Source organism: Flammeovirgaceae bacterium SG7u.111 (genome assembly GCA_034044135.1).
Classification (GTDB): Bacteria; Bacteroidota; Bacteroidia; order Cytophagales; family Flammeovirgaceae.
Window position 1 is genome coordinate 650,627 of record CP139021.1, and the last position, 24,597, is coordinate 675,223.

The 24,597-nt window shown below is 39.3% G+C and carries 18 protein-coding genes; 10 read left to right on the top strand and 8 right to left on the bottom strand.

All coding sequences use genetic code 11. The features are described 5' to 3' along the window. Window positions 1-68 precede the first annotated feature (68 nt). From R9C00_02605 to R9C00_02615, 3 genes are all read right to left on the bottom strand, one after another. Window positions 69-881 (bottom strand): hypothetical protein, encoded by an 813-nt coding sequence (locus tag R9C00_02605; protein WPO36331.1) that lies wholly within the window; start codon window positions 879-881, stop codon window positions 69-71. Window positions 882-1,179: 298 nt separating this feature from the next. Beyond that, window positions 1,180-2,835: an alpha/beta fold hydrolase gene (locus R9C00_02610; GenBank protein ID WPO36332.1), complete on the bottom strand. Its 1,656-nt coding sequence runs from the start codon at window positions 2,833-2,835 to the stop codon at window positions 1,180-1,182. Window positions 2,836-2,982: 147 nt separating this feature from the next. After that, complete coding sequence (locus tag R9C00_02615; protein ID WPO36333.1) at window positions 2,983-3,231, bottom strand: hypothetical protein; 249 nt, start codon at window positions 3,229-3,231, stop codon at window positions 2,983-2,985. Between the two features lie 300 nt (window positions 3,232-3,531). On the opposite strand from R9C00_02615, the gene R9C00_02620 reads away from it, so the two are divergent. The 4 genes from R9C00_02620 to R9C00_02635 all read left to right on the top strand — a co-directional run bounded on the left by R9C00_02620 (window position 3,532) and on the right by R9C00_02635 (window position 10,454). Beyond that, window positions 3,532-4,092: a sigma-70 family RNA polymerase sigma factor gene (locus R9C00_02620; GenBank protein WPO36334.1), complete on the top strand. Its 561-nt coding sequence runs from the start codon at window positions 3,532-3,534 to the stop codon at window positions 4,090-4,092. Between the two features lie 140 nt (window positions 4,093-4,232). Next, window positions 4,233-5,270 (top strand): FecR domain-containing protein, encoded by a 1,038-nt coding sequence (locus tag R9C00_02625; GenBank protein WPO36335.1) that lies wholly within the window; start codon window positions 4,233-4,235, stop codon window positions 5,268-5,270. Window positions 5,271-5,551: 281 nt separating this feature from the next. Further along, window positions 5,552-8,962 carry a TonB-dependent receptor gene (locus R9C00_02630; protein WPO36336.1) on the top strand — a complete coding sequence of 1,137 codons (3,411 nt, stop codon included), beginning with the start codon at window positions 5,552-5,554 and terminating at the stop codon, window positions 8,960-8,962. A gap of 67 nt (window positions 8,963-9,029) precedes the next feature. Beyond that, entirely contained in the window at window positions 9,030-10,454 is a 1,425-nt protein-coding gene (locus R9C00_02635; GenBank protein ID WPO38761.1) for a RagB/SusD family nutrient uptake outer membrane protein, read from the top strand. A 94-nt stretch (window positions 10,455-10,548) separates the two neighbouring features. Here the strand turns inward: R9C00_02635 and R9C00_02640 are convergent, their stop codons facing one another. The 3 genes from R9C00_02640 to R9C00_02650 form a co-directional block, all read right to left on the bottom strand. After that, window positions 10,549-10,821 (bottom strand): hypothetical protein, encoded by a 273-nt coding sequence (locus tag R9C00_02640; protein ID WPO36337.1) that lies wholly within the window; start codon window positions 10,819-10,821, stop codon window positions 10,549-10,551. A 16-nt stretch (window positions 10,822-10,837) separates the two neighbouring features. Further along, the gene (locus R9C00_02645; protein WPO36338.1) at window positions 10,838-12,268 is read right to left on the bottom strand and encodes an ammonium transporter; all 1,431 of its coding nucleotides are present in this window, start codon (window positions 12,266-12,268) and stop codon (window positions 10,838-10,840) included. Between the two features lie 268 nt (window positions 12,269-12,536). Then, entirely contained in the window at window positions 12,537-14,084 is a 1,548-nt protein-coding gene (locus R9C00_02650; protein ID WPO36339.1) for a VCBS repeat-containing protein, read from the bottom strand. A gap of 198 nt (window positions 14,085-14,282) precedes the next feature. Between R9C00_02650 and R9C00_02655 the strand changes: the two genes are divergently transcribed. Both R9C00_02655 and R9C00_02660 read left to right on the top strand, forming a co-directional pair. Then, window positions 14,283-14,534: a hypothetical protein gene (locus tag R9C00_02655; protein ID WPO36340.1), complete on the top strand. Its 252-nt coding sequence runs from the start codon at window positions 14,283-14,285 to the stop codon at window positions 14,532-14,534. Window positions 14,535-14,597: 63 nt separating this feature from the next. Beyond that, complete coding sequence (locus R9C00_02660) at window positions 14,598-14,966, top strand: hypothetical protein (GenBank protein WPO36341.1); 369 nt, start codon at window positions 14,598-14,600, stop codon at window positions 14,964-14,966. 4 nt (window positions 14,967-14,970) lie between these two features. Here R9C00_02660 and R9C00_02665 read toward each other — a convergent pair whose 3' ends face one another. Together R9C00_02665 and proS are read right to left on the bottom strand one after the other, a co-directional pair. Beyond that, window positions 14,971-17,217 (bottom strand): ATP-binding protein, encoded by a 2,247-nt coding sequence (locus R9C00_02665; GenBank protein WPO36342.1) that lies wholly within the window; start codon window positions 17,215-17,217, stop codon window positions 14,971-14,973. Window positions 17,218-17,413: 196 nt separating this feature from the next. After that, window positions 17,414-18,889 carry a proline--tRNA ligase gene (proS, locus tag R9C00_02670; GenBank protein WPO36343.1) on the bottom strand — a complete coding sequence of 492 codons (1,476 nt, stop codon included), beginning with the start codon at window positions 18,887-18,889 and terminating at the stop codon, window positions 17,414-17,416. 326 nt (window positions 18,890-19,215) lie between these two features. Between proS and R9C00_02675 the strand changes: the two genes are divergently transcribed. From R9C00_02675 to lpxD, 4 genes are all read left to right on the top strand, one after another. Beyond that, window positions 19,216-20,229: a hypothetical protein gene (locus R9C00_02675; protein ID WPO36344.1), complete on the top strand. Its 1,014-nt coding sequence runs from the start codon at window positions 19,216-19,218 to the stop codon at window positions 20,227-20,229. Between the two features lie 245 nt (window positions 20,230-20,474). Then, window positions 20,475-22,064 carry a hypothetical protein gene (locus R9C00_02680; protein WPO36345.1) on the top strand — a complete coding sequence of 530 codons (1,590 nt, stop codon included), beginning with the start codon at window positions 20,475-20,477 and terminating at the stop codon, window positions 22,062-22,064. A gap of 143 nt (window positions 22,065-22,207) precedes the next feature. After that, window positions 22,208-23,434 carry an HD domain-containing protein gene (locus tag R9C00_02685; GenBank protein ID WPO36346.1) on the top strand — a complete coding sequence of 409 codons (1,227 nt, stop codon included), beginning with the start codon at window positions 22,208-22,210 and terminating at the stop codon, window positions 23,432-23,434. A gap of 72 nt (window positions 23,435-23,506) precedes the next feature. Further along, window positions 23,507-24,538 (top strand): UDP-3-O-(3-hydroxymyristoyl)glucosamine N-acyltransferase, encoded by a 1,032-nt coding sequence (gene lpxD, locus R9C00_02690; protein WPO36347.1) that lies wholly within the window; start codon window positions 23,507-23,509, stop codon window positions 24,536-24,538. Window positions 24,539-24,597: the final 59 nt, after the last annotated feature.

Genomic DNA, 24,597 nt, shown 5'->3' on the forward strand with positions numbered 1-24,597 from the left:
AAAAAAAAGTAGTACAGCCTTGTTCTGCACTACTTTTCATCATCTATTTAGCTAGTTTTTTGGTAGGGTTAGAGAGGTTCGTTTACGAAGAAAGTTTCTCCAGCACCGCCTTGACCTTTTACATTTCCTCTAGTTTGCTCATCGGGAGTGAAATGGTATAATGGGCTGCCTTTATATGTCAATTGGTAACCTAGGCCGTCTTCTCTATTGATTATTTTAAAATCTGTTTTGCTAAGCGTAGAAGGTACTATAGGGTTTTCTTGTCCAGCAAAAGGAGGCCAAACTTCGGCACATCCACCGTTGCAATTGCTAACGTTGGTTTCATCTTTTACAGATTCGTACAAACTTACACCGAGGTTATCTATTAAATAGATTACTGGATCTGCACCTTCCGTTACAGATTTTCGCCCTAGCATTACCGTATAATCGGGCTTTCCAACATAGAATACCCCATTTTTGCCATCACCTGAAATTTCGTTGGGAGTTTCAAGTTCTCCATCCCCTTCAGGTGAAAAATAGTAGAGAGGCCAACCTTTATATGTGATTTGTTTTTGACCATCTTCACGAACAGTGGTACTAAAATCACTTTTGTCCAAGCCTCCACCGAATTCCATGTCGTTTACTTCACCTACTAGCGGAGGCCAAACTTCGGCACACCCACCGTTGCAATTGCTTGTTCCAGTTACATCACCGGCAAAAAAGTATAGCGATTGGTTTTTCTGGTTTACCAAAATATTTCCAAAGCTGCCATTGCTTATGATTTGAATTTTGACTGCCTGATCCTCTGGGATTTCTACTTCGTCTTCTTTACAACTAACAAGTAGGCTCAGTAGGAAAAAAACTAAGGCTAACGTTTTGAGGTTTTTAAAATACGTGTTCATTCTTTTTAAAATTTAAGTGTTAAATGGATTATGTTGAGTTGTTGTCTAAGTTTGATTTAGTTTTGGTGATACCCCTTGATTTAGTGATGTTTTTTCGGGGAAATAGTACCCAAGCAGGATGCTAAAACAATTTGCTCTGCTTGGAGTGGTTGTTGGTTTTGTTTGTACAAAGGTAGGGGGCAAATAAGCCTCGCGATTAGCATTAATACGCCTAATCCATTAACATTTCCGACAACGAGATGTAGAAACCCGACAGGGTTACAAAATTTCCGACAAAGGAGGTGTAGCAGGGTAGGTGTTACAAGTCAGATGGGCTTAATCCGAATTCTTTTTTAAAGCATTTGGAGAAGTAAGAAGGGTTGGAGAACCCTGTTTGAAAAGCGACATCAGCTATATTATAGTCACTTGCAAGTAGGAGTTCTTTGGCGCGGTGCAAACGAACGGAAGAAATCAGTTGGATAGGAGATTTGTTGGTGATGGCTTTGAGCTTTCGTTGCAATTGCCTTTCGCTTATGCACATTTCCCTGCAAAGCATTTCTACTCCAAAAGACTCATTATCTATTTGGGCATCAATACACTGTAATACATTTTCCAGAAAAGAATCATTTTTGGGAAGCATTTTTGGGGTGCTGGGTTCAGGTTGGGTGCCAGCATCCAAATGGTCTGTTACTTTGAACAAGGAAAGCATTTCCCCAGAAGTAGGGGCAATAGTATTTTTATGCTGGGCAATATGTAAACCTGCTCCCGAAAGCAGGAATTTGACAGCTTGCGTAATCAATATTTGGTCGGGCTTTGCCTGCTGGAATATCGACTCAATGAAATCTTGTGTTTCCCCACTGATTAAGTGAGACTCATCCACTGAGCTTTCTTTGATGTGAATTCCTATGGCAAGTTGCAGGTTCAATCGTTTTAAAATCTCAACCAATTCTATACTGCAATGAACCGCTTTGCTTGGCCCTTCAAAAATGGCTGTAAAAGAATGGTTGTCAAATTGTACAACCTTGCCTCTGTATTGGGTGACAATTTGGTTGATAAGTTCCTGAGAGCTGGCGTTGCTTGCGCCTGTCGAGAGATTGCGGGCAGCTACAATGGTGAAAAGTTGCTCATCATATTTTCTTTTGGGCTTTGTGTTCAAAATAAAAGTCCTCATTTCTTCCAGTATCTTTTCCGTGTTTCCCGCCCAAAATAGGTGGTCACTTCCCTCGAACTCGACAAATTTTGCGCCTTTGATACGTTCAGCAATAAACCGTCCTTCTTCTATTTTTACATCAATATCATTCGTACGCTGCATCAATAGGGTAGGGACTTTTATAGACCCCAAAATATCAATGATATCGACTTGGGTATTCATTTTGGTAAGTACCATGGCAGCGCTTGGGCTAGCTCCCGAGCGAAAATAATTAGCCAACCAATCCATAAATGTCTTGTCATGGGCTTTGGAAGGAGCAAGCGATTCTAGGCCCATATCGCCACTTCCCCAGCTATTTTCGATCATATCATACACCAACTGACGCTCTTGGTCGGTAGGTGCCCAAGGGTAGTCAGGAGCGTACCTGCGTTTGGCAAATACGCCAAAAGTGATCAGGGAAATTACCCGATTGGGGTAGGTAGCGGCAAAAAGTGCAGAAACTGATCCGCCTTCAGAATGTCCGAACAAAACAGCTTTTTCAGACCCAACTGCGTCCATTACCGCTCGGAGGTCGTCCATTCTTTCTTCTAGTGTGGAAAGCTCTACAATTCTGTCGGAAAGTCCCGTACCGCGCTTATCGAACAGAATGACACGGGCTATTTTGCCCAGTTCTTGTAGGAAATTTACTAATTCAGGGCAAGCCCACATCCAATCGATATTAGATACCCACCCAGGAATATAAACCAAATCAATTGAGCCTGAGCCAAATACCTGGTAGGCTATATTGATACGACCGCTCTTGGTATATTGAGTAGCTGGTTTCATATATACGTTTGCTTGAAAAATGTACTTTTTAAACTGTGTGCCTATGATACGATAAACAATCTTTTGGGTTGGATTAAGGCATGTTGCAACACCGAAGATAACAGAAAAAAATTACTAAATCCAAGTAGATTTAGGCGTTTTCTATTGTTATAGACCAATATTAAGCCAACTTTCAAATTGATCATAATACAAGTGATCCTTACTATCTTTCACTTTTTCAGTAGGATCAAAAGCTCGTACTCCGCTGTTTTTCTTCTTTTCATAGCAGTAGGTTTTATTATTTGTGGTTTGGTGTTGCGTTAATCGAAATTTTGCAGCGAAACAGATATAATTTAAATATGCTCTAAACCGCAAAATAGCTTCTAAATAATTTGATTTACTTGTATCGATCCTCATTTTTCCTCTGTAGCAGCTTGGATTTTACCCCTAGATTCAGAATAATTCTCAAGTTTACACTTTAAATAATTTATTTTTCACACATTTATACGCCAGTCCATCCTATTCTTTATTATACAAGGTTTTTTTATACGTGATAATGATTATTTTGGGCTGTAGTTATGTATTTCATGTCTAATTATTGATTGCTTTAATTTTTTAAGTTTTGGGTTAGGTAGCCATATAGCTAAAATCTTTTAGCTAATTCAGAAAACCCAAACTACATTTGTTAGGAGTAGAAAGCAGCTATGGAATTGTAGAATGCAAAAAGGTCAACGAAAAAGCGATGAACTAGCTCATTGGGAGGGCTTTCAAAAAGGGGATAAATCTTCTTTTTTAGAGCTTTATGACACCAATTACGAGGTGCTGTTTGTGTATGCCCAAAAAATAGCAAAGGACAAGCAATTGGCAGAAGATTGCATTCATGACACCTTTCTGGACTTATGGGAAAAAAGAGGGAAATTAGGTCATGTGAAAAACTTAAGAGCTTATCTTTTTACTTGCACAAGAAATATAGTGCTCCAAAAATTAAAAAAATCAAAGTTAGAAAATACAACTGGTGACGTAGGTGATTTCTTATTTGGTCTTGAGTTTTCGTATGAAGATTTACTGATTAAAGAACAGGCTTTTGAACAGACTAAAAAACAGTTAGAAAATGCGGTTAATGAATTGACTAACAGACAGAAAGAGATTATTTTTTTACGCTTTAATAATGGCTTGAGTTACGATGAAATAGCCGAAATAACTTCCTTATCTATCAGGCGAGTATATAATGTAGTTCATGAAGCATTGCTTGTCCTTCGCAAGAACCTCAAAAAATAATTTATTTTTTTTATTAAAAACTCGGTAAAACCTTACTCTGTTTCTATCAACTAAGTGAAGGGCTTGGTAAGTATAGCCTAGTCTTCAATTACTATATTGATAAAACTTAGACATTTCTTCACAATCATCTACTTTTCGAAATGGGATTTATAAATTATAACAATGCTGCTGATTTCGCTTCTGATGAGTCTTTTCAGGCTTATGTAGATGGAACGAGCGAATCGGACAGGGACTTTTGGGAGAAATGGGTTTCTGCCCATCCTGAAAAATCGAAAGAGATTTTGGAGGCTAAGCAGTTGTTAGCTGTTTTGAAATTTGATGAGGAATTGCCTACAGTAGAATCAAAAGAAAAGGTGAGGAAAGGCTTAGAAAAGCATCTGAGTACATTTCACGAACCTAAATCAAGAACAATTACTTTTTGGACAGTTTCTAGGAAAGTTGCAGCTGTTTTAATTGGCTTTGTATTTTTATCGATGGGAGTGCTTTTCTATCAAAATATAGGAAACAGTAAGAAGGGTGAGCTAGTGGCCAAAGCTAAATACATAGAGCGAGTAGCTGAAAAGGGGGCTAAGATGACGATAACCCTAGGCGATGGATCTAAAATAAAATTGAACTCTGGTAGTAAACTGATTTTTCCCGATCATTTTGCCAAAGATAAAAGAGAAGTGTTTTTGGAAGGTGAGGCATTTTTTGAAGTTGCCAGAGATGAAAATAGACCGTTTTTGATTACAACCGGCGATGTGGTTACAAAAGTACTCGGTACCTCTTTTAATATTAAAAATTACACCGGTAACAAAGTAGAAGTGGCTGTTGCCTCAGGTAAAGTATCCGTAAAAGAAAAAGGGGCTGAAAGTGCCAATGAAGTTTTGCTGTTGCCTTCAGAAATGGCAACTTATGAAAAAGGCCGCAAAACCTTAGAGAAGGGTTCTTTTGATGCTGAGGAGCTACTTTCTTGGAAAGATGGTGTTATTGTATTTAAAAATGCTGACTTCAAGGAAGTACAGGAACGCTTAGAGCGCTGGTATGGAGTGACTTTTATCATCAATAAAAAGCCTGATTACCAAAAAGAATACAAAGGTAATTTTACTAATAAATCATTAGAAGATGTACTTGAAGGTGTTAGCTTCGGCTTGGGCTTTAAGTACAAAATCGAAGGAAAAGTAGTAGAGATCAACTAACCGACTGGCTATTAACGACTAACAGGCTAAACTTAACTAAGAACATTAGGGTTGTTAAGTTTATACTAATAACTAAATTTTTTTTAGTCTAAAATTATATATGAAAATGAAAGAAGTTATAGACTCCTCTTAAAAAGAACTATGCCAGCCGCTCGGACGCAACTGGCATAAAACTCAATAATCCTTTCAATATAGATACCCCAAAAGTTTGCCGACTTGCTAAGTGTAGCTATTGAAAGAGCTTCCTTATAAATACTTATTTATCAAAAGCACTTAAAAATATGAAATTGAAAGTAATACGACAACTAATTGCCATGTCAAAATTCACCTTTTATGGCATTTTCTTGCAAATATTATTTTGCGGAATGCTGCTCGCTAACAATGGAAACGCTCAAAACAAGAGTATAGATGACATCTATGTCTCTGTCGATCTTGAGAATAGGAGCTTAGTAGAGACCTTCAATACTATTGAAGAGATTACGGATTTTTCTTTCGCCTACAGCCGTAGGGTAATTGATAAGGAAAAACGGATTACGGTAAGTATGGACAATGAGACGCTAGGTGATTTGCTTCGGTTTTTATCGAAAGAGACAAATTTGAAGTTCAAAAGAGTAGATGAAAATATTCATGTGAACAAAAAGAGTATTTTTATGACCTCGGTAGAGGAGCAAACTCTTCTTGCTAATGACATTCTACAATCAACAGTATCGGGTACGGTTATTTCGGGAGAGGATGGCGGACCATTGCCAGGCGTAAGTATCCTTATTAAAGGTACTGCTACGGGTACTACTACTGACATAGATGGAAAGTACACATTGAATGCTCCTTCAGGATCAACTTTGCAGTTTAGTTACATTGGTTTTATAAGCCAAGATATTGAGGTCGGTAGCCAATCTCAAATCAATATAACCTTAGAGCCAGATTTGGCTCAACTAGAAGAAGTTGTTGTTGTTGGTTATGGTACACAAAAACGTGCAGAAGTAACAGGGGCAATATCTTCAATTGGAGCGGAAGCTATCAAAGAAGTACCGATTACTTCAGCTGAGCAAGCTTTGCAGGGTAGGGCCGCTGGTGTAACTGTTGTAAGTAATGGTCAGCCAGGTTCTGCACCAACTATCAGGGTTAGGGGGCTTGGTACGGTAAACGATAACAATCCTTTGATAGTAATTGATGGAATAGTTGGCGCCAGTTTACAAGACTTGAACCCTAATGACATAGAGTCAATGGAAGTGTTGAAAGATGCTTCTACCACTGCTATTTATGGGGCTAAAGGAGCAAATGGTGTAATCATGATTACTACTAAAAAAGGTAAGACTGGCAAAGCAAAAGTTAGCTTTGAAGCATGGGCAGGTGTTCAAACTCAAAAGAAACGTTACGATGTATTGAGTACCGATCAATATATTCAATATGCAACTGATATTGGAAATCTTCAAGATCCTGTGGCTATTCCTGCTCGTATTACCGACCCTCAGTACTCTTCTTATTTGCAAAATAATACAGACTGGCAAGATGCTATTTTCCAAGACGGGGCAATGCAAAACTATAATGTAAGCTTGTCAGGAGGTGGAGAAAGCAGTAATTATATGTTTTCTACTGGATATACTGATCAAGAAGGAATAGTCACCTCTACCGGATTTAAGAGGTTTAATTTTAGAGCCAATAGTGATTTTAAAATAGGAAGGTTGAAAGTAGGGGAGACAATGTCATTGTCTTTCAATAAATCAAACCCTTATTTTGATCAAGGCGGTCGTTCAATGATCGAACATGCTATTAAAATGGCTCCTTACCTCCCTGTATTTAATCCAAATAACTTGGGGGGGCATCAAGGACCTCTTTCGTCATTGGATAATCAAGATGCTGAAAATCCACATAGATCTCTGGTTCATGGTTTAAGAGAGAATGATTCTGAGAACCTTATGGGTACTTTATTTGCGGAATATGAAATTATTGATGGATTGAAGTTCAGGACACAAGGCGGTCTGAATTATACTACTGGAAGAACCAATAATTTCATCCCTTCTTTTGATGATGCGCAGAACGATGGTGGTGGTCAGCATTTCCAAGACTGGGCAGATGTAACAAAAAACACAAATAAATTTGAGTCTGTTATATGGACTAATAGCTTGACTTATTCCAAAACATTTAATGATGTACATAATTTTAATGTCTTGGCTCTTGTGGAGTCTTATGAACAGACATATTCTTCTATAGATGCTAATAGCAGAAATTATGTGACAGATGAAGTAAACCAGTTGAATCTGAGCCAGGCTAGCTTAAGTTCAAATAAGTATGAGTATGCTCGTTATGGTTACCTTGGTAGGTTGAACTATAACTATGATGGTAAATACATTTTTGCTGTTTCCTATAGACGTGATGCTTCTTCAAGGTTCGGACCTAATAATAGATGGGGTTCTTTCCCATCTATAGCAGCCGGATGGAGAGTGAGTGAAGAATCTTTTATGTCAGGTGTGGATATGGTAAGTAATTTAAAATTGAGAGGTAGCTGGGGTAAAGTAGGTAACGATAACTTAAATGAATACAGGTATGCATCAAACCTTACCAATGATTATAACTATCATTTTGGTGATGGTGGTTCATTGGCTAACGGTACTACAGGTGCTGGACCTGCTAGCCCTGACCTAAAATGGGAGGAAACTACAATGCTCAATTTGGGTATTGACCTCGGGCTATTATCTGATCAAATAACAGTATCGGTTGAATATTTTAATAATACTAGTGATGATTTATTAATGGACTTGCCACTTGCCCCTTCCTTGGGTTTTCATAATGCTAATCTTCCTAAGAATGTTGGTTCAGTTGAGAATTCAGGCTTTGAAATCACGCTTGGTTATAATGATATTGAGGGAGACTTTACTTGGTCTGCAAATCTTAATCTTTCCACTACTAGCAATAAAGTACTTGATTTGGGTGGTGTTGACCAATTAGCAGGTGGTGGTTTTGAAAACCAAAATATTTCAAGAACAATCGTAGGAGAGCCAATGTTCCACTTCTATGGTTACGAAATGATAGGAATTTACCAAGATCAAGCTGATGTAGATAATAATCCCTCACATGGAAATGCGCAACCTGGTGACGTGAAGTTCAGAGATATAAGTGGTCCTGAAGGTGTGCCTGATGGGCAGATCACGGCAGATGATAGAACTATCATTGGTAATCCCTTCCCTAAGCTGAACTATGGTTTTTCTGGTAATGCAGAATACAAAGGGTTTGATTTCAGTATGTTCATTGTAGGGGTCTCTGGTAATGATATTTACAATACCAATATCTACGACTTACAGGGAATGACAAGGTTGTTCAATGCAGGAACAGAAGTGTTGGATAGATGGACAGCTCCTGGGACTTCTAATACCATTCCAAGAGTACTTGGTGCTGGAGAGAACGTTTCTGTTTCTAGCCGTTTTGTTGAAAAAGGTTCTTATTTACGCCTAAGAAATATCTCATTAGGATATACACTTCCAACTAATAATATCCTCAATGGTAGTATTTCTAAACTTAGGGTTTATATCAGTGGACAGAACTTGTTTACCATTACCGATTATACTGGCTTAGATCCAGAAATTGGCACACATGTTACCACAGACCAAAGAGAAAGGAACTTTCAGTTAGGTATTGATCGTGGTAACTATCCTTTGCCTAAGTCTTTTGTAGGAGGTATACAAGTTTCATTTTAACTAAAACCAGAGAATAATCATGAGATATAAAAAATATATAACACCATTTGTTGTAACAATTCTTTTGATGGTTTCATGTAAACCAGATTTGGATTTGGTAGATCCAAATCAGCTGTCACCAGATACTTTTTTTAAAAATGAAGTACAGTTACAGTCAGCTGTAAATGCAATCTATGCCAACTTTCAAACACAGGGATTGTATACAAGACACATGTTTTTTATGCTTGACAATATGTCACATGAAAACGCAGGAAATCCTCAATTAGAAGCTGATAAAGTTCAATACTTGGATTTTTCTTTTCCTACAGATCATGGAGCTATATTCCAATATTGGGACAATTGCTATAGAGGTATTAATAAAGCTAACTTTGTGCTAGACAATGTCGAAAACACTGAAAATGTAACAGATGCAGTGAGGAATAAATACAAAGGAGAGGCGATGTTTTTAAGGAGTCTGTATTATTTCTTCTTGGTAAGAAGGTTTGGTGATGTGCCTATATATACGACTATAGAAACCGATCCAAAAGGAAGGAGTCCGAAATCAGAAGTGTATCAGTTAATTAAGGATGATTTGTCTTTTGCTGCGGCGAACTTGAGATCAAAAGGGGATGAGGCTGATGCTGGCAGACCAACTTCAGGAGCTGCAAATGCCTTTTTGGGCAAGGTACACCTTTACTTAGGGGAGTATACTGAAGCCAAGGCTGCATTTGCAAAAGTGACGGGGTATGCGCTTACCGATAATTTTTATGATAATTTTATGGAAGAAACGGAGTGGAATAGTGAAACTGTTTTTCAAGTAAACTTTACGGGTAATTTTGGTGGTTCTAGTTGGGGATCTACAGGTACTGGTACAGAAGAAATAACTTTTAGAGCGCAAGAGTATGGCGTTACTTGGTTCAATGTGTACCCAGCTGACAAGACATTAGACGAGTTTGAAGATGGTGACCCAAGGTATGCGGACAGTTTCTGGTCAAACGGAGATATCTTTGATCCTAATGGAGAGGCAGTTGTTGCTGAAATTCCTCGGGGAAGAAGAGCTGCATGGAAGAAATATTCTCAATACTACAAACAAGCCAATTCTGATATGCAGTCGGGTATCAACTTCAATGTGATCCGTTATGCTGATGTATTGCTGATGATGGCTGAAGTAGAAAACGAATTGGGCAATATTGCTGCTGCAGTTGATTACCTAAACGAAGTGCGTAACAGACCTTCTACTAGCATGCCTAACTATGGCACTGCTGAAATGAATGCTATGTACCCAGTAACTACCAAAGCGGAGGTAATGGATGCAATCATTCACGAGCGCCAAGTAGAGCTTTGTGGTGAGCAAGTTCGCTTTGATGACCTCCTAAGGTGGGGGAAAGCAGCAGATTTCTTAGCAGGTACCGGTTTTACAACAGGAAAGTCTGAGTTATTTCCAATACCTCAAAATGAAATAGACAGGAACGAAGTATTGTCTAATGCTGATCAAAACCCTGGTTATAAATAATATTTAAAATTCATCACATTACACTTTGACAAAATTAAGAAAGCCCCATGCTGGTTGCGTGGGGCTTTCTTTTGTTTATAAAACCAGTGAAGGATCAGCTTGATATTTTTTCTTTTACAGATGAATCAGTGCTGCTAGTTTGTGGTGTTTGTGATTTTGTCTTTCTTTCGTTCACTTCCCTCACCAAGGCTTTTAATCCGTCTGTAAGAGAGATGATCTCTCCGTCTTCATCTATAAAGGTTACTTTTTTTTGAAGTACCAATTGGGTACGTTCGTAGGGCGAAATAGCTAGGAATTGCTCAAGGTGTAACAAGTTATGCCCCCCATTGCTTTTTTGTACCGAAATCTGATCAATTTTTTTGTCCATTTCTGCAGAGTTTTTGTTAGTTTTCTTCACTTCCCTTTTGTGGCATTTCACTTACCTCATCTTCGTTTAGGCCTGCCATCAAGTGGAGCAGTTCCTGTTCGCTGAGGGCTTCCTCTTCTATCTCGTCTACATACTTTTTGCCATAGTCTATCCCTTCTTTTTCTTCTATAGGAGAAACTCGAAGGCCTACAGTAGCTTTAAGAGCTTTAAACATCACAAAGGCAATAGCACTTGTGAAAATGAAACAAACGGCAACTCCCAAGAATTGTACTCCGAGTTGTTGAAATCTAGGTAAAGCTAATAGCTCTTCTTTCCCAAAAATAGCTACTGCCAATGTGCCAAATACTCCTCCAAATCCATGAACGGGAATTGCACCTACCGGATCGTCCAATTTCCATTTCTTTATAAGAAGATCGAAGGTGTAATTGTGTATTAAGCCAGCTAAAATACCTATAAGTAGAGCATTTCCAAAGCTTACTACATTTGCACCTGCCGTAATAGCAACAAGACCTGTTAAAATTCCACCCATTAGCTTTCCATACAAGTCGGCTTTCTTTTGGAAGAAGTAACTGTGGAAAAAAGCCGAAATACCTGCGGCAGCTGCGGCAAGGTTTGTATTGAGAATGATTTTTTCTACGCTGCTATCTAAAGCAAGGGTACTACCACCATTGAATCCCCACCAGCCTAGCCAAAGTATAATTACCCCGAGGGCAGAATAAGCGAAGCTATGGGGTCTGAAATCTCTAACTTTTCCATCTTTGCTATACCTGCCAAGCCTTGGACCAACTATCCAAATCCCTACTAATGCTACCCAAGCTCCTACCGAATGAACCACGGTTGAGCCTGCAAAATCCATAAATCCTAGATCGGCTAGCCAAGCAGGGTTATTTCCAAAAAAGAGGTTGCCCCAGGCCCAATGTCCAAATACGGGATATATTACCAAGCCCATTACCAGAGAAGCAGTGAGGTAGGGCACAAAGCCTGTTCTTTCAGACATTGCTCCTGAAACTATGGTAAGTGCTGTACCTGCAAAAGCCAACTGGAACAAGAAGAAGGTAATGCCAAGTGGGCTACCGCCTTCGGCACCCTCTACGCCATCGGCCATGAACAGGTCTGTTCCTATAAAACCTCCAGCAGAATGACCAAACATAAGTCCAAAGCCAATTAAGAAAAAAGCGACACTTACCACCACCCAGTCAACAAGGTTTTTCATGCTAACTACGGTGCTATGTTGGGTACGTACCATCCCAACCTCTAAGCACTTGAAACCCGCTTGCATAAAAAAGACCAACGCAGCAGATATTAATATCCAGAGCCGGTCTAGGTTTAAGGTGATTGAAGCCTCATGGGGAGTTGGTTCAGAGCCTGCCATAGCTGGAATATAAAGGAATACTATTAGCAAAAGCAATGAGAAAATTTTGAGTGTTAAGGGGAAAACTGTTTTCATAAATTTTTTGGTTGAGAAATTAAGTCATGTGGTTAGTTGAGTAGGCAAATTGTTTGTTCCTGTCGAGAACATCCATCTTTAGGGTAAGGGGCTGCGGTTTCGCAGGTAAGTTGAGAACGTGATGAAGTAAGGTTTATGCGGTTAGAAGGGTGGAAAATGTGTTTATACGCATGTTTTTTTAGAAAAAAAATGAGTTTAAGAATAAATAAACATTGTTGATGCTTGTTTGTATAGATTTAATGGCTGGAAAACTGTTGAAAGGGAGTGGTTATTTTGTGTTATTTTCTAGTAATAAAATTGAAAAAGGGCTGATTTTAAGGTTGTATTTTGTTTGGTCTGGCATAAAATAAGACATGACCAAACTGTTGCCTAATGCAATATCAATATCTCCATCTCCATCATAATCGTTTCGGTCCGCTATGAGCCAGCGACCTTTGGTAGCCCCTTCAATTGTTTGAGCCTTAAACTCAAAGTTATCTTCATCAGTTCTTTCCAAATAAATAAAGCTTTCTTCGGGAGTGTTTTCGTAATCTGGGAAATAGGAGATGCAGGCAATATCTATGTCCCCATCAAGGTCATAATCTTCGGGCATGGCTTTGAATGGTCCGTTCATGGAGTAGAAATACTCCTCTTCAAAAGTTGGGGTTTCCTTATCTCCATTATTTAATAAAATGCTCACGCCATGATAGGGCTTCAAAATAGGTACGCTATAATCACCGTTATCGCCATTTACATAAACAATATCTTCCAGCCCATCTTTGTTCATATCAACAAGTTCGTAATAAGAAGAACCGTGGGAAGGGGGAAATGCATAGACTTTGCTTTCTTTAAAGTTGCCTTTTCCATCTCCTTTATAGAAAAAGAACCCTTCATCGCCTTGGGCCATCAATGCCAAAATATCCATAAACCCATCTTTATCCAGGTCAACTACATCGGTTTTTAATGCTCCAGGAAGAGCTCTTAGCATATGTAAATTGTAGCCTTGTTCAGTGTTTTCGTACCAAGCAAGTGAGCCTTGCATGTAGCCAAAGCCACTAACTACAATGTCTTCTCTGCCATCGTCATTAAGGTCTCCATACGATGCATGAACAGGGCGGGGAAGTTGAGAAAGAATAGCAGTAAGTTCGCTTTTTGTATGTTGGAATATTTTTCCTCGTTTCCAGTCATTTGGGTGGATGTTGCCCATGGTAAGCACTTGGAAGCCATCTGAAATAATATTCAAGTGGCTTGGTGCTCCATCAAGTTGAAATTCTTCGAAGCTGCTATTTTTCAGGTTGTACTTAAAAAGCTGATTTTTTAAGGCGTCACCGTACCAAAGTTCAAAGGGCTTTTCCCCAAATTTTACCAATGAGCCAGAAGGTTTTTCTATGTGAGGAAATTGGATAGCTTTTTCGTTAAAAAGAGCAAGAGGTTCACTCTCAATTTCGGTTTTTGGAGTTTTGAGAGAATCAGGACTTAGGCTTAGGTAAAAATCTTGGATTTTGAACCAATCCTCAAGCGTAACCATAGATTGGCTGGGGAACAGGCCATTTGCCTTTAGCATGACCATGTGTTCCATTTCGGCAGCAGAAGATGAAAGCCCCATTCTTGCACCCATTTTTGGCAATATCTCCTCCCATATTTTTTTAGGCAATAACTTGGGTTTAGGAAATTGGTGGCACAAAACGCAATATGTTTTGGCTAATTTTTCCCCTTCCCTAAGTCTTGCTTGCTGCGGGTCTTGCCTCGAACAAGAAGCAGTGATGGTTAGTATAGTAATGACAGAAACTAAGGTAGGAATAAAAGGTAGCCAGAAATAGATTGGTTTGGAGATCATAAAGGTGACAGCTCAAAAATAGCACTTGTAAAATATAAGATTAGTTGTTTTTTAACTACTAACCAAAGTTTATGTTAGAGACATTTTAGTAAAAACAATTTGCGTCCCTTCCTTGAGTTTTTATAAGAAATGAGACTTATAAAAAACGAGTTGTTAACTTATAACAGACCATAATATGATAATTTAAGGTTTTAGTATATGAATTGTCCAAGTTGTAATGCCGTTTTGAGTGGGGAGAATATCAATATTCAAACGGATTTGGCGCATTGCCCCGGCTGTAACCATATTTTTAAAATTTCAGATGCCGTAGTTTCAGATGTAGCTACAGGGTTTGATATAAACAACCCTCCAAAAGGAGCTTGGATAAGAAAAGATATGGATCAGATGGTAGTAGGGGCAACAACTCGCTCACCAATGGCTTTTTTTCTAGTCCCTTTCATGTGCATCTAGTCGGGAGATTCTTTGTGTGGAATATATGGTTCACAAGTTCTTTCTGGTGAGTTTGATCCTTGTATGTCCCTATTTGGAATTCCCTTTTTGATTGGTTCGGTAATTTTTTGGAGTTTGGCGCTTATGTCTATTTGGGGAAAAGTGGAAGTGACGTTTGATAAAAGAGGAGGGAAGGTCTTTACAGGTTTGTGGCAAATAGGGCTTACCAAAAGGTTTGCTTGGGAAGATATCTCAAAGGTTACAGAAGCGCAATCGGGTTATTCGGCGAAAAATGGCTTCAAAAACAGAACGAGCGGAACGGTAATTAGGCTAGAAGGCAAAAAGAGAATTTCTTTTGGAGTAGGCTTGAACGAGAGCCGCCGCTATTATTTGCTGATGGCAGTGAAAAATATTTTGGGTAAGAAGAAGTCGGGTAGGAGTAGGGCTATGTAGCTGCCTAAGCTTCTGATGTTTGGGTTACTTTTCCCGAAGCGGTGTTTTCCTCTAAAGGTTGCTGCTTGGGAAGGGAAATACGGAAAGTGGTTCCTTCACCAATGTGGCTGTCCACTGTAATTTCTCCATTGTGGTTTTTGATGATTCCGTAGGCAATAGAAAGTCCTAGTCCTGTTCCTCTGCCCACATCTTTTGTAGTATAGAATGGTTCAAAAATTCGTTGCTGGGTGTTTTGGCTCATTCCACAGCCTGTATCGCTAATGTTGATGAGCACATTTGCGTCATTGCTAATGGTTTCTATCGTAATCTTACCAGCACTTTCATGCTGCTTTCGGCTATCTTCTATAGCATGGATGGCATTTGCCAAAATATTCATAAATACTTGGTTGATAGGCCCAGGAAAGCATTCGATAGTTTGAAGTGCTGGGTCGTATTTTTTTTCAATGTTGATATGGTTTTTGATTTTGTTTTTGAGCAAAATCAAGGTGGAATCTAGCCCCTCGTGTAAGTCAACCGTTTTGGGCGATTCTTCATCTAGCCTTGAGAAGTTTCTTAGGCCATTTACTATTTCCCTCGTTCTTTTTGCCCCTTCTTCCATCCCCATCAATAAGCTTTCTATTTCTTCAGTCAAAAACTCGAGGTCTATTTCTTTTTTATAAGCCTCTACCTCTGCTAGCCCTGCTTTAGGGTCATCCGAATAAAGCAGTTTTCCATATTTGGCTAAAAGCTCTTTTATTTCTTCAATATCTCTGCGGAGCGGTATCACATTAGCTGAAACAAAATTGATAGGGTTGTTTAGTTCGTGTGCAATACCCGTGGTAAGCTGACCAAGCGAAGCCATTTTTTCAGACTGGACAATAGCCGTTTGTGCCGATTTGAGCTGGTGGTGGGCTTCGTCGAGGTCTTCGTACGTTTTACCAAGTTCTTTGTGCGCTCGCCTTTTTATGATAAAAAGCTTGTAAGAAACTGTGGAGGCTACAAGCAATATGATAGTAATGGCGAGTAGAAATCTTCGTACATGAGTTTGCTTGTCTAGCTCTGCTTGCTGGTTGAGCAATAAGATGGACTGCTTGCTTTTTTCCATCTGTAATTCCCCTATTTGCTCGGCTTTTGCTTCTATTTGGTAAGAGGCTCTCAATGAATCAAACAGGCGTTTTCTTGAAAGTTCCAGTAGCTTTTCTTGGGCGGCTATGTACAGTTGGTAGTATTTTAATGCTGTTTTATAATCTCCTTTTTTAGTAAGGTCGTTAGCCAGTTTTTGGTACTCATTTCGTTTGGCTATCAGTTCTTTTCGCTCGCTTTCGTCTGGTTGTATTTTTTTTATTTCTTCTAACAGTTGTTGTCCATAGCCAGATGTCGTTTCGAGAGGCTTTTTTTGCGCCTTGGGAAGCGTATCGGGTATAGTTATTAGGCTATTGTTTTTTACAAAGGGAGTATCTAGCTTTATTTCAACGGGTGGTTGCTCTATAATTATAGGGGTGTCTATAGTATCGGAAAGCCTAGGCTCAAGGGATTCCACATAGCGTAGAGTAGCTTCGGCGGCTTCTATGTTTCCCATTTCCAAAAATAGTTCGGCAACGTGCTGGTAAGTGTCCAGCACTTTTAGGCTATCGCCTACGTCTTCGTACCAGCGGATGGTTTTGAGGTAATATTCAGTGGCGCGAAGTAAGTCTCCCTCTTCTTCGTATTTCTGCGCATTTTTTTCAAAATATCCAATAATCACATCTCGCTTTTTGTCTTGGTATTTTTTGCCTAGTTCCCAAGAGTTCATTTCGTTTTTTATATCCTGCCACCATTTGGGCGACTCTTTTTGAGGAGTTTGTGTGCCTTCTATGCTTTCTAGGACACTTTCTTGCCCTTGCAGATCATCTACTTGGTCATAAAGATCAAGGCTTTGGGACAGGCTTTCAATGGCATCTTCGTCTTTGCCAAGTCGGGAATACACTTTGCCTTGCAAGTGAAGAGCGAGCGCTTTTTGCCTGATAATGGTTGAATTATTTTGTGAAGTAAGCAACTCGTCAGAAAGCTCGATTGCATCTTCTGTCAGTTGCAAGCATTTTTTCTCTTTATCCTCCTGTAAACTTCGCTGTGCAGCTAAAATCAACAAAGAAAGTTTGTCGCTTCCTTCGGCTTTGCTTGCTTGTTGTTCCAAGGTTTTTGCATCTTGAGCAACAGCAACACCTCCTCCAAGCATGGAGGAGATAAGTACGGTGCAAAGTAATATGTTGCGAAGAGCTTTTACCATTTCCATAAATCTAAGCAATGACGATGAATTGACCGAAAAAAAAAGTGTGTGGTGCTTAAAATTAGGTGATTAAGAGGTGTTAAGAACTGATATAACGTGTTAGCAGAAATGTGGTTTCATTTCTGTATGAGCAAAAAACGCTCCTATCCCAAAGGAAAGGAGCGTTTGAAGAGCTAATACTATTTTGGATAGAAGATAGTATTTAATATGCTATTGCGAAAAGAACCCTGCGTTTCGAAGGTTTTCCAGAGTAGATACAAGTACCTTCTTCTTCAGGAGCATCGAAAGGGATACACCTAATGGTGGCCTTTGTTTCGGTTTTTATCTTTTCCTCTGTTTCGGCAGTACCGTCCCAGTGAGCTAATACAAACCCTCCCTTTTTAGAAACTATTTCTTTGAACTCCTCATAGTCGTCTACTTTGGTAGTGACCTCCGAACGGAAATTCAATGCTTTCTCGTAAATGTTCTTTTGGATATCTTCCATCAAGAACTCTACGGTGCTTTTGATCTCGTCTATCTGATACGTTTTCTTTTCTTTTGTATCTCTTCTGGCTACCTCCACCGTACCATTTTCAAGGTCGCGAGGACCAATGGCTATTCGTACAGGAACACCTTTCAGTTCCCACTCGGCAAACTTGAAGCCTGGTTTGTACGTATCACGGTCATCGTACCTTACGGTAATGCCCAATTGCTGAAGCTCTTCTTTAATAGCGTTTGCCTTTTCGCTGATCTTCGCAAATTGTTCGTCGCCCTTATAAATAGGTACGATTACCACATGAATAGGAGCAAGTTTTGGAGGGAGCACCAAGCCGTCATCGTCGGAATGAGCCATAATGAGCGCTCCCATCAAACGGGTACTCACACCCCAAGAAGTTCCCCAAACTAGTTGTTGTTTATTTTCTTTATCTAAGAATTTTACATCAAAAGCTTTGGCAAAGTTTTGCCCTAAGAAATGCGAAGTTCCAGCTTGAAGAGCTTTTCCATCTTGCATAAGAGCTTCTATACAAAGCGTATCTACTGCTCCTGCAAATCGCTCGGTTGCGGTTTTTGTTCCTTTAACCACAGGAAGTGCCATGTGCTCTTCGGCAAAATTTGCATAGATGTTTAGCATTTGCTCGGTTTCTGCACGTGCCTCAGCCTCTGTAGCATGGGCAGTGTGCCCTTCTTGCCATAAAAACTCTGCTGTACGTAAGAATACACGAGGCCGCATTTCCCATCTCACCACATTTGCCCATTGGTTTACAAGCAAAGGGAGGTCACGGTAAGACTGAATCCAGTTCTTATATGTGCTCCAGATTACTGTTTCAGAAGTTGGCCTTACGATCAACTCTTCTTCCAATTTCGCTTCAGGGTCAACCACCACGCCTTTTCCATCTTCACTGGCTTTTAGGCGGTAATGGGTTACTACAGCACATTCCTTGGCAAAGCCTTCTATATGTTCTTCTTCTTTACTCAAGTAAGACTTTGGGATAAAAAGAGGGAAGTAGGCGTTCATATGGCCTGTGTCTTTGAACATTTTGTCAAGCGTTGCTTGCATTTTTTCCCAAATAGCATAGCCATACGGCTTGATGACCATGCAACCCCTCACCGCAGAGTTTTCCGCTAAGTCGGCTCTTTTAACCAGTTCATTGTACCACAGAGAGTAATCTTCACTTTGCTTAGGTATTCCTTTCGCCATTATTCTTGTGCTGTTTTAGCTTTTAACATTTCAATAAAAAATCAACCTCATTTATCCTTATCCAGCTATATGAAGGTTTTTTGCTATAATACAGGTTCACTTTTAAAAGAAGTACAGGTTTATACATGCCTATTATATTAGAATCAGGTTTTCTAAACCAGTATTTTTCTTATATTTGTTTGAACTTAAAGGTTTGTCCCAACCTTATTGTATTAAGGAGCGTCTTATTAAATGAGGGGCAAATATAATTGATTTAGATAAGCCTTGGAGTTATTTGACGAAAAACCATATAAATTGATATTTACAATTTAAAAGAGTTATAAAAAATGAAAATCAAACTACTATCAGTATCAGTAATTGCGACTTTCATGCTAGGGTCTGTGGCTGTAGCCCAGGAGTACGATGACTTGTATTTTTCCAAAAAAGATAGGAAAGAAATGCAGGAATTAACTGCCAGGGTAGTGAAGCCAAGTACAGATTTTGGTGTGCAAAACCAACCCACTTCAAAATATGCTAACCCAGACTTTAATGGCGGCGCTACTGTTGGAAATACATATACTCCAGCATACAACTACTATGATGAGTCTGTTGCACAAGATGGACCTTTGTACAATGACAATTATCAGCCAGGTATGAATAACTGGAACAGGTATGGAATGAACAGTCCTTTTTACGATCCATTTATGAGTCCTTATGGTTCTATGAACCCGTATTATGGAGGAATGGGAATGATGAATCCTTATTATGGGAGTATGATGAATCCATACTACGGAATGGGCTCTGGTTGGAACATGAACATGGGTTATAGCTCAATGTTTGGACCAAGTATGGGAATGGGATATAGTAGGATGCTTACTTCTGGCTTGTCAATGGGATTGTACACAGGTATGAACTCATTTGGTTATGGCGGTTACCCAGGTTATGCATTTGGAGGTTATGGCTATCCAGTTTCATATGCTTACCGTCCTGTGGAGGTATCAAGAGTTCCTGCAAAAACAAGGATGACTTCTGCTCCAATGCAACGCAAAACAATTGCTCAGGCAACAGCGACACCAGATGCTCAAAGAAAATACCCTTCGAGGATAAGGAATTTTGATGCTAGGAATGCTAGTTCGACTCCAGCTTCCAATGGAAGGTATTCTCGCTCCTCTTACAATAGCAATGGCAACAATAGTTGGTCTACTCCAACGAGAAGATCTACTGGTAATAACAGCAGCTGGGGAAATAGCGGAAGCAGTCCTTCATATCGTTCGACTTCGTCTTCTCCTAGCTACAGCAGACCTGCTAGCTCAGGACAGAGTAGTCCAAGTAGAGCTACAAGAAGTATTAGAAGAAATTAATAGAGATTAGAGAAATATTATTTTTGAGGCGAATTGGGCATGATCCAATTCGCCTTTTCTTTACCAACTTAACTGATTTTGAGTTCTATTAAGGCAGATTGTGGTCTGTCGATATTTTTTAGCCTTCAGTTAGTAACATTAGTTTAGGAGGCTTAGTTAGATTGCGAATACCTCTTGGTTATTATTATCAAGAGTTTGCTGAAAAGCATTGTGCTAAACTTTTTATAAAAACAACTAAGGTAAGTATGAGATATTTGAATAAGGTTTATTTATTCACCTTCATCTTGTTTTCAACGAGCTTCACCTACCTAAAGGCCCAAAATATAGATATAAATGCTTTTGGCTATTACAACGAAGCTATACGGTTTTCTCAAACTTCTTTTACAGGTACGGCCCGTTTTCAGGGACTGGCGGGGGCAGCAGCCTCTTTAGGAGGGGACGTTTCAAGTGCGGCAATTAATCCCGCAGGCTTGGGCTTTTTCCGAAAATCGGAGCTGTCTTTTACACCAGCATTTGGCTTTAACAATTCGAGTACCGAATATTTAGGAGAAACTACAAGTGACTCTAGGTTCAATATGAATTTGAGCAATTTGGCAGTTGTATTTGCCAGCCCAAAAGATGGCTTGAGTGTAAATAAAGGTGGCGCTTTTTCTATCTCCCTCAGCCGGATAAATGATTTCCATAATGAAATTACTTACCAAGGGGTAAATACCGAAACCCAGATTGTAGATTACTTTTTGGAGCAAGCAGATGGAGTGCCTTGGACGGTTTTGGATGAACAAGGAGAATCTGGTAATTTGACAACATTGGGCTTGGCTTATTTTACCTATTTAATCAATCCCGATTACTTTGAAGATCCAGGAGAGCAAGATTCATATGTGACGTATATTGGTCTAGTGCCAACTGCTCAACAAGAAACCATTAAATCAAAAGGTGCCCAATATGAATGGAATATTTCTTATGGGGGAAACCTTGATGATACCTTTTATTATGGTGTAGGTTTAGGTATCCAAACTTTGAGGTATAGCAGGGATCGTGAATATTCCGAGACTATCAATGATACAGAGCCAAATATGACCGACCTTCTTTTTATTGATAGATTAAGTCAATCAGGAATTGGGGTGAACCTGAAGGCTGGTGTTATTTACAGACCGATAGATGCTGTGAGGGTAGGCGTTAGTTTTATTTCACCTACATGGTATAGCATTACCGAAAGCTATTCGGAAGAAATGTATGTGAGCTACGATAACTTAGTTATTCCTGTAGGCTTTGAGGATGGTGAAGTGATTACTAAGAGGCTGTCAAATGAGAATGTTGTCCCGCCTCCTTACGAAGACTTAACTTTTTCATTGAAAACACCTTATAGGTTAAATGCAGGGGTTTCATTCTTTTTTGGAAAAATCGGCTTTGTTTCAGTTGATGGGGAGTATGTCGCTTACAATTCTGCTAGTTTAAACAAGCCACGTTACAAAATAGATGGCGCTGATGCTGGTTTCAATTTTGATGCGGACAATAGAACGATTGAGAAAAATTTTGCACAAACTGTTAATTTAAGAATAGGGACAGAATTTAGGATAAAGCATTTAAGGCTACGAGGAGGTTTTGCCTATTATAGTGATCCGCAAGCAGATAGTAATTTATTAGCGAGCTCTCACAAATATTTCACAACTGGTATTGGTTTTAGAAATCAAAAATTTTACACAGATTTTACTTTAGTGGGAGATTTTTTCAAGAAAGAAAGAGAACCATATACACTTTTTACTCGTCCTAATCCTACAGCATCTGCCAAACTATCAAAAGTAAGGGCGCTATTCAGTTTTGGCGTATTTTTCTAAAGGACACAAGAAACGGAATCTAAAAGCTATAAAAAGAGACTTAGGAGTGTTTGTGCTTCCGAGCCTCTTTTTTTATAAAAATGATCACTTTTTCTTAACAAGATTTGCCTTAACTTAGCGAAAATCGCACGGTAAAAATTCTTATGAAAAAGAAAAAAATCATCAATGATCCAGTATATGGTTTTTTAAGTATCAAAAGCCCATTGATCTATGATGTAATACAACATCCTTATTTTCAGAGGCTTAGGAGGATAAAGCAACTTGGATTGACAGACTTTGTGTATCCAGGCGCGCTTCATACCCGTTTTCATCATGCTTTAGGAGCCATGCATCTAATGGGGAATTGCCTAGAAGAGCTTCGCCGAAAAGGAAGTGAGATATCTGAAGATGAATATGAGTCGGCGCTGTTGGCAATTCTGCTACACGATATAGGCCATGGTCCTTTTTCCCATGCGCTGGAGTCGAGTATTCTGAAAGGAGTGCACCATGAAAGAATGTCCATTTTGCTAATGGAATATCTCAATAATGAATTTGGAGGTAAGCTCAGTACCGCCATCCAAATGTTCAATAATACCTACCCAAGAAAATTTTTCCACCAATTGATCTCTAGTCAGCTCGATATGGACAGGCTAGACTACCTCCAAAGAGATTGTTTTTTTACCGGGGTTATTGAGGGAAAGGTCGCATTTGATAGGATTATCAAAATGATGGATGTGAACAACGACCAAGTGGTGATAGAGCAAAAAGGGATTTATAGTGTTGAAAACTTTTTGAATGCTCGTCGCCTCATGTACTGGCAAGTGTATTTGCATAAAACAACAGTTGGGACGGAGCAAATGCTCATTCAATTAATCCGTAGAGCAAAATATCTTGTGCAACAGGGAGAAGATGTTTTTGCTACTTCTACCCTCAAGCTATTTTTAGAAAAAGATATTGGGGTAGAAGATTTTAATAAGGATAAATACCTTTCTGCTTTTGCCGCTCTCGATGATTTCGATATTTGGGGAAGTATAAAAGATTGGGTGAAACATTCTGATATAGTTCTTTCAGGATTAAGTGAAATGTTACTCAATAGAAAGACATTTAGGGTGGAGCTTACCAATGAGGGCCAATCTCCTGAAAAAGTAGCTCGGATAGAGAAAAGTATCCAGCAATACTACAATATCACTGAAAAGGATATTCCATTTTTGTGTACATACGGTGTGATTTCTAATTCGGGTTACATTCCTGATAATCAAAATATTATGATAAAAATGAAGTCAGGGGAAATAATAGATGTGGCCAAAGCATCAGACTTGCCCAATATAGAGGCACTTAGCAAAATTGTGAAAAAATACTATTTATGCTACCCTAAAGTCTTATCTTTGTAGCTTTATAGGGATTATATAAAAGCATTAGTGCTTAATCCATGTTTTGTAAGAAAAAATTGTGCGACTGAATAGATGGAATTTAGCATACAAGAAGTAGCCGGCTTGTTAAACGGGCAAATCGAAGGAGATAGTTCCGCAAAAGTAAGGACAGTAGCCAAGATTCAAGAAGCGGAAAGTGGTTCCATTTCGTTCTTAGCAAACCTTAAATATGAAAAATTTCTTTACGAAACGAAGGCTTCTGCGGTCATAGTTAGCAAAGATTTTGAAGCCAAGAAAGAGTATCTGACCACTCTTATTAGAGTAGACGATGCTTATTCTGCATTTAGTGCTTTGCTCGAAGAGTACCAAAGGTTGGCTTCATTGGCAAATATTGGAATTGAAGACCCTCACTTTCGCCACGAGTCATCTACCATAGGCGAAAATATTTACTTAGGTGCCTTTGCCTACATCGGTGCCAATGCCAAGATCGGCAACAATTGCAAAATCTACCCTCACGTATATATTGGTCAAGGTGTGACGATCGGTGATAATACGATTATCTATCCAGGTGCCAAAATTATGCAAGATACCGTGATTGGGAATTATTGTACCGTTAAGCCCGGTGCAGTGATTGGTAGCGATGGGTTTGGATTTGCACCTCAAGCAGATGGTACGTACAAAGCTGTTCCGCAGATAGGAAATGTTGTGCTAAACGATCATGTGAGCATAGGGGCAAATACGACTATTGACTGTGCCACTACTGGTTCAACAGTGATAGAAGATGGTGTGAAAATAGATAATCTCGTACAGGTAGCACACAATGCTAAAGTAGGAAGCAATACAGTGGTTGCTGGACAAACTGGCATCTCTGGTTCAACTGAGGTAGGAAAAAACTGTCGAATAGCTGGTCAAGTAGGATTTGTAGGGCATATTTCTATTGCAGATAATACTACTATTGGTGCTCAGTCGGGAATTATGAAATCCATTGAAGAACCAAACTCTACAGTTTTCGGCTCTCCGGCACTTGAGCTGAAAGAGTATATGCGCTCATTTGCCGTCTACAAAAAACTACCAGAGTTTAGGAAGAAAATAGAGGCTTTAGAAAGATCGCTGTTGGACTCATAAAGCACTTCGCACTTCGATTTAATAAAGAACACATAGACTAAAGCTCGACAGGGCTTAAT

Coding starts and splice junctions, on each gene's coding strand:
- R9C00_02635 (WPO38761.1), top strand. CDS start 9,030: ATGGTTTCATGTAAACCAGATTTGGATTTGGTAGATCCAAATCAGCTG.
- R9C00_02655 (WPO36340.1), top strand. CDS start 14,283: ATGAATTGTCCAAGTTGTAATGCCGTTTTGAGTGGGGAGAATATCAAT.
- lpxD (WPO36347.1), top strand. CDS start 23,507: ATGGAATTTAGCATACAAGAAGTAGCCGGCTTGTTAAACGGGCAAATC.
- proS (WPO36343.1), bottom strand. CDS start 18,889: ATGGCGAAAGGAATACCTAAGCAAAGTGAAGATTACTCTCTGTGGTAC.
- R9C00_02685 (WPO36346.1), top strand. CDS start 22,208: ATGAAAAAGAAAAAAATCATCAATGATCCAGTATATGGTTTTTTAAGT.
- R9C00_02650 (WPO36339.1), bottom strand. CDS start 14,084: ATGATCTCCAAACCAATCTATTTCTGGCTACCTTTTATTCCTACCTTA.
- R9C00_02645 (WPO36338.1), bottom strand. CDS start 12,268: ATGAAAACAGTTTTCCCCTTAACACTCAAAATTTTCTCATTGCTTTTG.
- R9C00_02665 (WPO36342.1), bottom strand. CDS start 17,217: ATGGAAATGGTAAAAGCTCTTCGCAACATATTACTTTGCACCGTACTT.
- R9C00_02640 (WPO36337.1), bottom strand. CDS start 10,821: ATGGACAAAAAAATTGATCAGATTTCGGTACAAAAAAGCAATGGGGGG.
- R9C00_02625 (WPO36335.1), top strand. CDS start 4,233: ATGGGATTTATAAATTATAACAATGCTGCTGATTTCGCTTCTGATGAG.
- R9C00_02630 (WPO36336.1), top strand. CDS start 5,552: ATGAAATTGAAAGTAATACGACAACTAATTGCCATGTCAAAATTCACC.
- R9C00_02680 (WPO36345.1), top strand. CDS start 20,475: ATGAGATATTTGAATAAGGTTTATTTATTCACCTTCATCTTGTTTTCA.
- R9C00_02660 (WPO36341.1), top strand. CDS start 14,598: ATGTCCCTATTTGGAATTCCCTTTTTGATTGGTTCGGTAATTTTTTGG.
- R9C00_02620 (WPO36334.1), top strand. CDS start 3,532: ATGCAAAAAGGTCAACGAAAAAGCGATGAACTAGCTCATTGGGAGGGC.
- R9C00_02615 (WPO36333.1), bottom strand. CDS start 3,231: ATGAGGATCGATACAAGTAAATCAAATTATTTAGAAGCTATTTTGCGG.
- R9C00_02675 (WPO36344.1), top strand. CDS start 19,216: ATGAAAATCAAACTACTATCAGTATCAGTAATTGCGACTTTCATGCTA.
- R9C00_02610 (WPO36332.1), bottom strand. CDS start 2,835: ATGAAACCAGCTACTCAATATACCAAGAGCGGTCGTATCAATATAGCC.
- R9C00_02605 (WPO36331.1), bottom strand. CDS start 881: ATGAACACGTATTTTAAAAACCTCAAAACGTTAGCCTTAGTTTTTTTC.